At 70.6% G+C, this 12594-nt stretch carries 8 protein-coding genes; 3 read left to right on the top strand and 5 right to left on the bottom strand.

Going from position 1 to position 12594, the window contains the following annotated elements:
• Window positions 1–9: 9 nt before the first annotated feature.
• Both ACQF4J_RS01495 and ACQF4J_RS01490 read right to left on the bottom strand, forming a co-directional pair.
• Window positions 10–1341, bottom strand: a complete 1332-nt coding sequence (locus tag ACQF4J_RS01495) for an ABC transporter substrate-binding protein (RefSeq protein ID WP_427164263.1) — start codon at window positions 1339–1341, stop codon at window positions 10–12.
• A gap of 763 nt (window positions 1342–2104) precedes the next feature.
• The gene (locus ACQF4J_RS01490; protein WP_427164262.1) at window positions 2105–2920 is read right to left on the bottom strand and encodes an endo alpha-1,4 polygalactosaminidase; all 816 of its coding nucleotides are present in this window, start codon (window positions 2918–2920) and stop codon (window positions 2105–2107) included.
• Between the two features lie 641 nt (window positions 2921–3561).
• On the opposite strand from ACQF4J_RS01490, the gene ACQF4J_RS01485 reads away from it, so the two are divergent.
• Both ACQF4J_RS01485 and ACQF4J_RS01480 read left to right on the top strand, forming a co-directional pair.
• On the top strand, window positions 3562–3762 hold the full coding sequence (locus tag ACQF4J_RS01485; RefSeq protein WP_351578887.1) for a hypothetical protein: 201 nt from the start codon (window positions 3562–3564) through the stop codon (window positions 3760–3762).
• Window positions 3763–3825: 63 nt separating this feature from the next.
• Window positions 3826–4185, top strand: a complete 360-nt coding sequence (locus ACQF4J_RS01480; protein ID WP_351801694.1) for a peptidase inhibitor family I36 protein — start codon at window positions 3826–3828, stop codon at window positions 4183–4185.
• Window positions 4186–4476: 291 nt separating this feature from the next.
• Here ACQF4J_RS01480 and fxsT read toward each other — a convergent pair whose 3' ends face one another.
• From fxsT to ACQF4J_RS01465, 3 genes are read right to left on the bottom strand one after another with little or no spacing between them, the layout of a single operon-like run.
• Complete coding sequence (gene fxsT, locus ACQF4J_RS01475) at window positions 4477–7809, bottom strand: FxSxx-COOH system tetratricopeptide repeat protein (protein WP_427164260.1); 3333 nt, start codon at window positions 7807–7809, stop codon at window positions 4477–4479.
• A complete protein-coding gene (locus tag ACQF4J_RS01470) occupies window positions 7806–9101 on the bottom strand; it encodes a CHAT domain-containing protein (RefSeq protein ID WP_351578875.1) in 1296 nt (431 codons plus the stop codon). Before ACQF4J_RS01470 ends, fxsT begins: the two co-directional genes overlap by 4 nt.
• On the bottom strand, window positions 9091–11163 hold the full coding sequence (locus ACQF4J_RS01465) for a magnesium chelatase (protein ID WP_427164259.1): 2073 nt from the start codon (window positions 11161–11163) through the stop codon (window positions 9091–9093). Before ACQF4J_RS01465 ends, ACQF4J_RS01470 begins: the two co-directional genes overlap by 11 nt.
• Window positions 11164–11380: 217 nt before the next feature.
• Between ACQF4J_RS01465 and ACQF4J_RS01460 the strand changes: the two genes are divergently transcribed.
• The gene (locus tag ACQF4J_RS01460) at window positions 11381–12589 is read left to right on the top strand and encodes an RNA-guided endonuclease InsQ/TnpB family protein (protein ID WP_351801688.1); all 1209 of its coding nucleotides are present in this window, start codon (window positions 11381–11383) and stop codon (window positions 12587–12589) included.
• Window positions 12590–12594: the final 5 nt, after the last annotated feature.

Genomic DNA, 12594 nt, shown 5'->3' with positions numbered 1-12594 from the left:
GGGGGCTCCTCAGCGCGGGATGAGCAGTGCGGCGTTGGCGTCGGCGGCGCAGGCGCGCAGTGCCTTGGCGGGGCTGCTCTGTCCCAGCAGCACGGCGACGATGGCCTGTCCGAGGGCCTGCGAGATCTGCGGATAGGCGGCGTGGACGGGGCGTGCCCGGGCCGTATCGAGGGCCTTGGTGAACACCCCCAGTCCCTCGGTGCTGCTTTCCTTGTGGTGCCAGGCGGGCAGATCGCGGGTTCGGCGGCTGAGTGGCAGGCTGCCCGCGTCGATGTCCCAGCGCACGTCCTGCGTGGGCTGTATGAGCCAGGTGACGAAGGTTTTGGCGGCCCGTTTGCGGGCGCTGCCGTTGTCGAACACGGTCCAGGTGTCGGGTCCGCTGATGGTCACCGGTCGGCCGGAGAAGCTGGGCAGCGGAACGACGTGGTAGTCGATCTTCGCTTGGTGGATGTCGGGCAGCTGCCACGGACCGGTGACGACCATGCCCATGCGGCCGGATTGGAAGACCTGGTACATCTGTTCACCGCCCGGCTTCGGGTCGACGTAGACGCTCTTGTCGCGGACCATTGCGGCCACCACCTCCAGGGCGCGGGTCCCGGCGTCGGCGAAGCCGATGTGCCTGCCGTCGTCGGCGACGACATCCCCGCCGAGATCCCAGATCATGGGCCACAGGCGCCAGACGGTGTCCTCGTCGCCGACGCCGGGCCAGCCGGTGCCGAAGCGGCCGCCGCCGGTGTCGGTGAGCGCCTTGGCAGTGGCGACGAAGTCGTCCCACCGCCAGCCGGCTTCAGGCAGTGGCAGGCCGGCCTGGCGGAAGAGCTCCTTGTTGCAGACCACGGCGAGCGAGTCCAGCAGCGCGGGCGCGGCGCGCACCTGGCCGTTGACGGTCACGGCCGCGCGCGCCGGTTCCCAGTAGGTCCCCCAGGGACTGGGGGCGGCGTGTCCGACCATGTCGGTGAGGTCGACGACCTGCGGGCTGCGGGCGACGCTGGCCAGGTCGGAACCGAAGATGTAGGCGATGTCCGGGTAGGAGCCGGCGGCGAGGGCGGCCGTCACCTTCTGGAGCATCGAGTCGGCGAGCACTCCGCCGCCCAGCTCGACCCGGATGCGGGGGTGGCTGCGCATGAAGGCGGCGACCAGGGACTCCACGGCCTTCTTGCCGGTGTCGGTCTGACCGTGCCACATCTCGATGGTCACGGTGCCGTCGGCGCTGACGCCGGTGTCGCCGCCCGCCGCGCATCCGGCGGCCGACAGACCCGCGGCCAACGCGGTGGCCGAAGCCGCGCCGGCGCGCAGTACGTCGCGGCGTGCGGGCTGCGCGCTGCGGGTGACCGCATGCATGGGTACCTCCGGAGTCGAGCTGTGGGACACGCGTTTCCCAGCAAGGGGTGCGTCCGGTGTACGGCGTTTCCGCCGCGCCCAAGGCCGGTGGTCCCGGCGGGGCTGGGTGTGCGGCCGGTCTTGGTCGGTCGCGGCGTCGAGGCGGGCGGTGCTCAGCGCCGCGGGCGTTGCGAGCCGGACGGCCGTCGTGCCGCTGCCGCCGGCACCGCGCGGCCCGGGTGGAGCGAGGCAGGTCGGCTGCGGGCCTCGCGAGACCGGGTGGGCCGGTGCGCACGGGTCGTGCGTCCAGGCGCGGTCGTCGTGTCATGGCGGCCGGGGGGAGTCGCGCAGAGGAGGATCATGTCTGGGCCCCAGATCCTGGTGGGCACGGCCCCGCCTCGGGCCCCGGTGGGGTCCTGGCGACTCAGTCCGGACTTCTGGCGCGTGGCCAGCTACCGGCTGGGCGTACCTCTTCCGCCGAGTGCTTCGACTCTGGCGTTGGCCAGGAGTAAAACGACGGTGCCGGGCAGCTGTCAAGAGGTGGTCGTGTTCGGATCTGCGTGAAACGCCGATGAAATATGCATGATTGAGCATCAGTCGGGGGTAGGTGCGACAGCGGCCTGTGACGACTCACCGAGCCGTCACAGGCCGACGCGCGCGCTAAGCAGGTCGGGAGATCAGCGGCGGCTCGACAGCGCCCTGAAGCGGCGCGAGGAACCGCGCCACCAGCCACGACGGTGCCGCAGACGATCGACGACATGACGCGGCAGTTCCGGCGGAGCAATCAGCAGGTCTTGCGGACGTACCCGCTGGTGCCGACCGGTGAGACGTCCACGTCGCGCTGGACGATGCTCAGCGTGCCGCCCCACCCCGTGCACGCCTTCGACCTGCCGGAGTCGGTGTACTCGATCACGATCACGTTGTTGCCGAAGGCGCTGGTGTAGTCACCGCACTCGTTGTACTGGCCGCACTCCTCGGCCACGGCGAAGTCGAGGCCGTTGGCCTTGCGATTGCCGGCCAGCTCGGAGGTGTTCTTCTGGGCGATGGCCAGGCCGTCCGCGTGGGCGCGGGCGGAGAGCAGCTTGATGAATGCCTGTGCGTTGTTCGCCGTCAGGCGGTTCCCCGAGCGGGTGTAGCTGTCGTAGTTGTCGGGCTCGACAGCCTGGAAGCCCTTGCCCCGGCAGCCGTCGATCTGGGCTCCGATCGTGCCGGCGATCCGCTGCCGCTTGGCGTCGGTGCTGACGTCGAGGAGGGCCTCGCCCCAGTCCTTGTCGTAGACGACCTTGCCGGCGGAGTCGCGCAGCAACAGGTCCGAGTCCCAGTCCTTCTCGGCGCCCGGCTGCGCCTGGAAGGCGTTGACGTAGCAGATGTTGAACAGGCCCGCCGCCGGGGAGGCGGTGTGGTCACGAGTGACGACCTTGACGCCCTTCGGCGGGGTGTAGGCGCCTCCGATCTGGTAGTCGAAGGCTGCATGTGTGGGCGGCAGGGTCACGGTCGCGGCCTGCGTCGAGGGCGCCTGGACGAGCAGAGAGCCGGTCAGGGCCGCAGCGCCGATGGCCGCGCCGGTGAGTTTGCGGGAGGCGGTGTTCAGGTTGCTCATACGGTGAGCTCCAGAGGAAGCGGGCACGTCCCCGCCTCGGACACGTGGGGCGTCCTGGCGACTCGGGCCGGGCTCGCGGCGCGGGGGCCTGCATACCGGCTGGGCATGCCTCTGCACGCGGAGCGTGGCTCCAGCGTTTGCCCAGGAGTAAAGCGACCAGCTGTGAGGATGTCAACGCGCTGCCGAAGTCCCGTTGATACGGGGCCAGTCGGGGCGCCAAGCGGGAGGGTGGGACAGCCGGCGGCCGGTCACCGTGTCGCGCAGATCGCGGTACACCCCGGGGCCGAAGTCCCCGGGGAGGCGCGCGGCCAGGGCGGCGGCCGACAGGGGCACGCCCTCGACGTGCCGCTCCGGCCAGGGCCGACGGGTGCGGAGGCGGAGGGCGAGGGCCGCGCGTGGCCGGACAGGAGCCTCGCTGCCGGTTGCGTTTCGAGGGTCTTCGAAGTCTTTGCGGCTGTTGTTGGGTGACACCTACGTTGAGGCGCGAAGCATTGCGCCACGCCAATGGCGTGCGCTGTTGGCTGCTGTGGCGTGCCGGCACGGTGGCGCGCCAGGAGCACGGCGGCTGCCTGCAGCAGGCCGACCCGGACTTGGCCATCCATGACTGTCTCCCGGTGGGAACCCGGACAAGAGGAGTACAAATGCGTCTGCACAAGCGCGCGGTCGCCGCGGTGTTCGTGGCCACGATCGCACTTACCGCCCCCGCCACCCAGGCCGTGGCTGCGCCGATGCCCTGGGAGACCAGCAAGCTCCCTACGGCTACGGACCATCGTGTTTCCTCAACAGCGGCCGGCGGGAGCGGCACGGTCACCGTGCTGTGCGTTGGCGGCTGCTACCAGTAGCTTTGCGCGGGCCCCGAGGGCCTTGACGTTTTCCCCTCATCGATTCAGCCCGGAGGAGGTGCCTTGCTCGCCCCACGCAGATATCTGGTCACGGCGGCCGCGGTCCTGGCCCTGGCAGCCGTCAACGCCCCCGCGTCATCCGCCCAATCGTCCAGCCCCTCCTACACCGGCTGCGTCCACGCCTTCGTCGACACCGGCTTCAGCGGTCCCGACACCTGGTTCTGTGATTCTGCGCCGGCGTGCCATTACGTCGGTGACAACTGGAACGACCGCATCCGCTCCGCCCGGACCCAGGACGGCGCCGTGGTGGTGGAGCTGTGGGACAACTACAACTGCACGGGGGGCTCCATCACGGTCGACGCCACCGGCTACAGCGCCATCGGGGCATGGGTGAGCGCCTACCGCGTCGAAATAATCCACTAGCCGGGCCGTGTTGGTGGGGCGGCGCGCGACAGGTCAGTCCTGCCAGTCCAACTGCGGCTCGGGGATGCCGACGGAGCGCGCGTAGTCCTGCGCCTGACGGCGGCCTTCTGCCTGCTTGCGCGGGTAGCGGAAGATCTTGTCGGCGAAGATCACGAAGGCCTCCGTGGTGGTGTTGTAGTTGACATCCCAACCCCCGGTCGGCGCCAGGCAGGCAGCCGGCTGTCCCGCCAGACGCTCGGCGTGGGCCTCTTCACCGACGTTCCCAGTTCCTCGTGTGTCCGGCTGCGCCGTTCAGATGGGCTGCGGCTCGAAGTCCCAGTCAGGTGGGTCGTCGCGCGCCGAAGTCAGTGCCCGCTCACAGGACCGTCGCAGCGGATGCCCTTCGTCGAGGACCTGCCGGGCCCGTAGCAGGATGTCCTCGCGTAGCGTGGCTGCCTCGTCCTGGTGGCCCGAAAGATGGCGCACCGCGGCCAGATTGAGGGCACAGCCCAGGGTCCACGGGTGGTCGGCGCCCAGAGCGGCATGCATACCGCGCCACGCCTGCTCGATTCGCCAATCGACCTCGGCACGAGTACGGTCCAGCCGCCAATGCGCCAGTCCCAGGTTGCCCAGCACACCAGCGGTGTTCGGGTGGTCCTCGCCGAGCTGATGCCGGTAGTTCTCGTGCACCTGCAAGGTCAGGGCGGCCGCCTCGCCGGGTTCGCCGTGGGCGCGCAGGAGAGATGCGTGATCCGACTGGACCATCAATGTCATGGGATGTCGCGCACCGTGGAGCTGGCGGAACCGCTGCACGAGCTCGCCGAGGAGGTCGGCGGCGCTCGACACGTCGCCCGAACGACGCAGGCACAGTGCCTGGTTGTGCAGGGCTGCCAGGGTCTGCGGGTGATGTTCCCCCATGGTCTGCCGGTGCCGCAGCGCGTTGAGCTCCTGCAGTGCGACGGCCTCCTCGTACCGCCCCAGGAGGCGCATCGACCGGGCGTAAGTGAGCCCGCTGAGCAGCGTCAGCGGATGGTTCGAGCGGAGGAGCCGCTCGCGCAGTGCCAGCAATTCGCGGTGGACGGCCGTCGCCTCCGGATAGCGGCCCAGCAGCCCGAGGGCGATTCCGAGGTTGTGCAGCGAGCCCTGGGTGCGGGGCGCCTCCGGCCCCTCCTGGGTGTTGTACACCCGCCACACTTGGTCGAAGAGCTGGTGTGCCTCCTGGAAAAGGCCCAACGCCATGAGCGAACCGCCGAGCCCGCTCTTGGCCCGCAGTAGGTCGGCGTCGTCGGGCGCCCGCTCGTACTCCAGCTGCTCGACGACCGCCCGCCCGACGGCCTCCGCCTCGTGGTAACGGCCGCTGCGCCGCAGCATGTTGGCATGCTGGTGCACCAGCACCAGCATGGACGGGTGGGTCGCCGGCAGCCGTGCCCGCCAGCGAGAAAGCACTTGTTCGCACAGGGTGAGACCGGTGCTCTCCTCGTCGCGCAGCCGCAGGTACTCGATGCAGTTCAGCACGAGTTCACGCACCGAGTCCTCGGGGCTCTCCAGCGCGCCGGAGGGATACAGGTGCGGCAGCAGTCCGGAGTACGTCGCCCAGGTGCGCACGTTGGACGGTTCCCGCGGGTCGGCGGAGACCAGCACGCGGCAGGCGACCGCGGACAGTTCGGCCCGATCGGTGGGGGAGAGGGTGCCGCGCAGGAACCGGTGGTACAGGCGGTGCATCTCGACGCTGTCCACGTAGGCGCCGCTAGTTGAGGGCTGCACATAGTCCATGCGTACGGCCGTGGACTCCGACAGCCGGGCGAGCGCGTTGTGCCAGCGCACTGGATCGGCGGCCAGCTCGGCCAGGTGCGGCGGCAGATCCCCAGGCCGGGCCCGCTGGAGCAGGCGCACCGGGATCGAGCCGGGCGAGAACATCGCGAACAGGCGCAGCAGTTCCGTCGTCTTGGGGTTGTCCTGTTCCAGGGAGTCCAGGGTTATGGCCCAGCTGGCCTGGAAGCCGAGGGGGTAGTCGGAGGAGACGCGGATGCCGATGTCCTCGGCGTCGGCGCCACGCAGTCGCGCGATGTACTCGGCCGCCGGCATCCGGTTGGCTTCCAGCCATGCCGCGGTCTGAGCCAGCAGCAGAGGGAAGTCCTCGACCGCCTCGGCGAGCTGGTCGGCCTCCTCCTCGGTGAGCCGCTCCACGTGGCGGCGGGCGTAACTCACGCTCTCTGCGCGGGTGAAGCGGTCGACCTTGACCTCCGTGACCCCGCCGGTGGCTGCCCAGCCCCGGGTGAGGGTGGTGATCACGACATGGCCACCGCCGTCCGGCAGCAGATCGTCGACCTGCTCCACGTCGTCCGCGGAGTCCACGATCAGCAACCACCGCTGGTACGGCCGCCCCATGAGCAGGGCCTCCCGCACGGACCGCACCCGCTCGCCCAGCGCCCGCGCGTCCGTCAGCTGCAACCGGTCGGCCAGGTCGGCGAACTGCTGGCGGGCGGTGGCCCGGAAGCTGGCGCTGATCCACCACACCACGTCGTACTCGTTGGCGAACCGATGCGCGTACTCGATGGCGATCTGGCTCTTGCCCACGCCCGAGATACCGCGCAGTGCCACCCGCGCCCCGGCCGCGCCGCCGCTGTCGAACCTGGCGTGCAGCTCTTCCAGAACCGGATCCCGGCCGGTGAAGCGGTAGTTGCGGTTCGGCACGTTCCACACGGCGGGTACGGCGTCCGGGAAACGGGGCGCGACCGGCAGGTCCTCGTCGCTGTCCGGCGAGGTGTCCTCCAGGCCGAGCACGGTCAGCAACCGGCGCAGCGCCTCCTCCGGCCCGACGTCCCTCAGGGCGGGCGGGCCCAGCATGGTGGCTGAGGCGGGCAGCGTACGAGTGAACAGGTCGACCGCCACGAACCGGTCCGCATGCGCCGCGACCACCTCGCCGAGCGCTTCGGCCCATTCCGGCTCTGAGCGATGACCGAGCCTGAGGTATTCCTCGTCGAGGAGGAGCAGGACGCGTCCCTGGGCACTCAGCAGCTCGGTCAGCAGTCCGTCCAGCGGCAGGCCCGGCGGAGGATCCCAGCGCCGCAGTTCGGTACGGCAGCCATGCCGCGCCAGCTGGTGCTCGACCCACGTGGCCCAGGCACGGTCGGTTCCGGCGTAACTGATGGTGATGTGGTCGGAGGACCAGGTGTCGGGGGCGCGGGGCGTGGGGTGCGTGCCGGGGCGGGTACGGCCCGTGGCGGTGGTGAGGCCGCCGTGCGCCGAGGGCACCACGAGGTCGCCGGGCTCGGTCGGCGCCTCTTCCGCGACGATCAGGCTCGGCAGCTCCACCGTGCGGACGGGCACCCCCCAGCGGTTGGTGATGGTCAGCCAAATCTTGCGGTGCCCCGTGGTGTCACCCGCGGTGACCACGAAACGGGCCGGACCGTATGTCCCGCCGAATCGGTGCAGCACTACGCTCGGTTCGCTCAGCGCCTCGCACACGAAGTGCGGGGCGCCGTCCAGGGCTACGCCGAAGTCGAACTCCTCCTCCTCGTAGGGCCATTCCTCGCCGGTGGGCCCATTGAGGTCGACGGTGACAAGGTAGCTCTTCGTGGCCGTGGCCCTGCGGGGCCAGCCGACCAGGGGTTCGACCAGTAACGAGGAGGCGTCGCCACTCATGCGTCCTCCTCCTGGGCGCGCACGCTCAGCTGGAGCGTGGTCCGTGGGTGTCCGAAGTAGAGAAACATGAAGCTGTAGAGGACCAGCAGGATCTCGCGTTCGTTCTCGGTGTCGCCGCCGAGCTGGTCGACCCACGACTCCGGAGCGGGTAACCGGGCCGCCGCAGCGGCGCGGAACTCACGCAGTGCACCGGCGACGGGCAGGTCGGGGTCGGCGCAGATTTGTCCCACCAGAGCCCTCACCAGCAGGTGGGCGATGTCGTCGCCCACCTTCCCGGATACCGCGATACAGCCGCCCGCCCCTTTGCGCAGGAAGAGCTCGGCGAAACCCCGCAGAACGTCCTCGCCCTGCCCGAGATTGCGGAACGAACGCGCGGAGTCGCAGGCATTGAGGCATACGAGCGTGCTTCCGCCCTGGAGCGCGGGCATCGGGTGCAGGTCGAGTCGGTTCCAGGTGAGGGCGTCGATCCTGACCTCGTGGGCATGAGAGCCGTATTCGGCGTGGCACCCCATATACACGAGACCGGCTCCGAGGTTGCGTCGGCCGAGGTCGGTGAGAAAGGTCCACGGCGTGCCGATGTGCGGATGGTGGACAAAGTTCTCGAACACCTCGCGGTCCCGGCGCATCTGATCGCCGTAGTACCCGAGGACGTGCCCGGCGCAGGACACTGGTTCGCCGAATTGGGTGGTCCCGGCCCGGCGAATGGTGGTCCAGCGCACCACGGTCACCAGGGCGCCCAGTATCCCGGCGACCAGGCCGTGGTCCCGCCGGTCTGGCAGCGGCAGCAGCTCCCAGGGGAAGTCGTAGTCGGTGTCGTCCCAGACCACCAGTTGCAGCTCCGCGCCGTGCCGGGCCCGCAGGTCGTTGATCCAGCCGACCAGGTCCTCCTGCTCCCGGGACCATCGGGCCAGCCCCAGGAGGACCTCGCTGGGCGGGATCGTGCTGCCCTGCCGCAGGTTGTGCAGGGCGAGGTCGACCGGGCGCAACCGGGTGGACGCGGACGCCAGCTGCATCGTCTGCGTGCCGCTGTGCCCGATGAGCCAGAACGCCTCATGACCTTCGGCGTAGGCGCGCTGCACCGAGAGCTTGGCGATCCCGGTGGGCAACTGCCTGTCGGGATCGACGGGTTCGGGCGGCAGGTGAACGACCTCGGCGGACTGGATCACATCGTCGGGCACTTCCGTCTGCTGCGGCGGCGGCAGCGCTTCGGGCAGCGGCGAACGGGCAGGCGTGCCCGGGCCGAGCGGGATCGACCCGCCAAGCCCGAGGGGGCCGATCGATTCATCGGACATCGGCTACCCCCTGCGTGCTGAGCCCGGCGACGGTCACACCGCCGAGGGCTTCGGCGAGCTGGAACGTCAGATCGGGATGCGGTGGCCGCGCGGCGTCGACGACCACGGAGTGCAGCCGCATCCGTCCCATGGCACCGATGCGTTCGGCCGCCGACAGCGCGTCCTCGATGCCTGCACGACGCACCGGAGCCGCAATCCTGCCGCCGGCACCCGTGTCCAGCGGGACGTTACCGCGGCCGTCGGTGACCACCACCAGCCATGCCTCGACCAGGTTGGAGCGCTGCTGGAACGCCCGCCGCAGCAACTGGTCGGTCACCACGAGACCGTGGGCCAGAGGACTGCTGCGTCCGGCGAGCCGGTGCAGGGCGCGCCCCACCCGGGGGTCGAGAACGCTGCGGGCCACAAAATGCTCGGCGCGCAGCTCATGGACCGCGTCCAGGCCGCCTACCTCGACCACGCAGACGGAGGCCCGCCCGGCGTAGGCCCACTGAAAGTAGGGGGCGAGCGCGGGCTGCCAGTCCCAGCCGCGGCGACAGGTGTGGTCGAGCAGCAGCACCAGCATCCGCTCCGCCACCGGCAGCCGCGCGTAGCTGCGAAAGTCGCCGGGCAGAACGACCAGTCGGCCGTCGCCGTCCGCGCGCAAGGCCCGGCGAGCGGGCAGGTTCTGGTGCTTGGCGGCCTCGATGATGCTGGCCACGAACGCGAGGTCGCGCAGGGCGCTGGCCGGTCGTACCCCGATCACCGGGCCCCGAGCCGAACTGGGCTCGGGCCGCCGCTGCCAGGGGATGCGCAGTGGCGCGAATTCCCGCAGGTACTGGGCGTCGTCCTCGGGGAAGGGTGAGCCGACGCCCTCCCCGGCGTCGGCGGCGAAGGTGTCCAGGGCCTCGGCGGGCGCAGCGGTCAGCGCCACGGCCGTCCCCGGCACCTGTTCGCCGGGACCGCCGTCGTCGGGGGCCGGGTCCGGCCTCGGCGGCTCGGGGAGGGAGCGTCCCTCCGGCGCACCTCCGGAGCCGACCGGTCCGCCGTCCGCCGGTACCCCCGCGCCGGGCGGATATACGGGCCGCGCGGCCACGCCGATGAGCCGCGCCGCCTCGTCGACCCGCTCGACGTCACACCGCTCGGCCCCACCCAGCACGGCCAACGCCCGCGCCAGCCGCGCCAGCCCCAAAGCCCGCCGACTCCCGCCGTCCCCGTCGAACAGCCCTACGGCCCGTACCGCGGCCTCCTCGGTCAACGGACACACAACCCGCACGAGCCCTGCTGCCGTGAGAGCTTCCCCCCAGCCTTCGGGCAGTTCACTGAGAGCGGGCGTGTGGACGGGCCGGGGGTGGTCCGGGGTGTGGGACGTGCCGAGGTCCGGGTCGGGGCCTGCGACGACAGCGGGCTCGGGCACGACGGCAGACACGGGAGTGGGCCGGAGGTGTCGCGGTCCATCGGGTGTGGTGAGGCCGGAAGCGGTGGCGCGAGTGCCAGGGCGGGATGGCTCGTCGCCCGCGGTCAACTCGTCGAGGAGCTGTTCCGGGACCAGGCCTGCCGCGTTGAGGCGGATCGGGAAGCGGTCCAGGAGGTGAGGGGACAGGCGGCCTACCTCCGACTGTCGGCAGGCGGCGAGCCAACGGGCGCGAGGGCGCCAGCGGGCCCGGAAGCCCGAGCGTTCGACGGCGGCGACATCGGCGCCAAGGAGCTGTACCGCGGCCCGCATACCGGGCAGGCTCAGGCGGACCAGGTCGGGGACCACCACCAGGGTGGAGGTCTCGGTGCCGGAGTCGACCAAAGGGCCGGGGGCGAGGGAGAAGTTCAGGCCGACGTCTTCGTGCCGCAGCCTCGGCCGCAGCCACAGTTCGTCGTCCCCGGTGACCGAGCCGAGCATGGTGCGCCGTACCGGACGCCCGTTGCGCAACGTGAGCAGCCGCGCGAAGGCGTCCGTCACCGGTGCCACCATCTCCGGCTCCAGATCGAAGAGCAGCACACCATCCAGCCCGGGCCCCAGTGCGGAACAGGCCAGCACCTGAAGGAGACGCTGACGGGGGTCCATCGGGTCTCCGCGCACGGCGGACGTCATCGCTCCACCTCGCGCGTGGCGGAGCACACCGGCGCCTCGGGTCCTCGTGACGTCATCGGGTCTGTCCTCCGTGGATACCGCGGCCTTCAGGCCGGGGAGGAAACGAAGCGCCTGCGAAGCAGGGCAGGGGAAGCCGGTTCGCCGCCAGGGCGGACCGGCGTGCACCGTCCACCGGCCGGCACCTGCCGCTTACACGCAATCTGACATGGTGTGAGGTGTGACGCGGCAGGTTAAGCGGGCGTTCAAGTACCGCTTCTATCCCACCGGCGAGCAGGCATCTGAGCTGTCCCGCACCTTCGGCTGCGTCCGCCTGGTGTACAACAGGGCGCTGGAGGAGCGCACCCGGGCCTGGTACGGCGAGCAGCGCCGCATCTCCTACGTGCAGTCCTCCGCCGCGCTCACCCAGTGGAAGAAGACCGAGGAACTGGCCTTCCTGACCGAGGTGTCCTCTGTCCCGCTCCAGCAGGCGCTGCGTCATCTGCAGACGGCGTTCGCCAACTTCTTCGCCAAGCGGGCGAAGTACCCGCGCTTCAAGTCGCGGAAGAAGTCCCGTGCGTCGGCCGAGTACACCCGCAGCGCCTTCACGTGGCGCGACGGGCAGCTGACCTTGGCGAAGATGACCCACCCGCTGGACATCCGCTGGTCGCGTCCGCTGCCCGAGGGCACGGAGCCGACCACAGCGACCGTGTCCCGCGACGCGGCGGGCCGCTGGTTCGTGTCCCTGCTGTGCGAGGACACCATCAGCGCGGCCCCTGTCACCGCGAACGCGGTCGGCCTGGACGCCGGGATCACCTCCCTGGTGACCCTGTCCACCGGGGAGAAGATCGCCAACCCCCGGCACGAGCGGCGTGACCGCGCACGGCTGGCCCGCGTGCAGCGGGAGTTGTCGCGGAAGGCGAAGGGCTCGGCGAACCGGGAGAAGGCCCGGCGCAGGGTGGCCAAGGTCCACGCGCGGATCGCTGACCGGCGCCGGGACTTCCTGCACAAGCTGTCGACTCGTCTCGTCCGTGAGAACCAAACGGTCGTGATCGAGGACCTCACCGTCCGCAACTTGCTGAAGAACGGCAAGCTCGCACGCGCCATCTCCGACGCGGCATGGACGGACCTGCGCATGATGCTGGAGTACAAGTGCGCCTGGTACGGGCGCGAACTGGTCGTGATCGACCGCTGGTTCCCCTCCAGCAAGGTGTGCGGAACCTGCGGCCGGGTAGCGGCGAAGCTGCCGCTGAACGTCCGCGAGTGGACGTGCGAGTGCGGCGCGGTGCACGACCGCGACGTGAACGCCGCGAAGAACATTCTGGCCGCCGGGCTGGCGGCGTCTGCCTGTGGAGACGGTGTAAGACCTCAACGGGAGTCCTCCCGGACGGGGCGGTCGTCGGCGAAGCAGGAAACCCAGCGGGCGACCGTTGGAATCCCCCGCCTTTAGGCAGG

This window comes from Streptomyces sp. C1-1, assembly GCF_050214755.1.
Classification (GTDB): domain Bacteria; phylum Actinomycetota; class Actinomycetes; order Streptomycetales; family Streptomycetaceae; genus Streptomyces.
The sequence above is the reverse complement of the archived record's forward strand: the minus strand, read 5'-3'. Positions and strand labels throughout refer to the sequence as shown.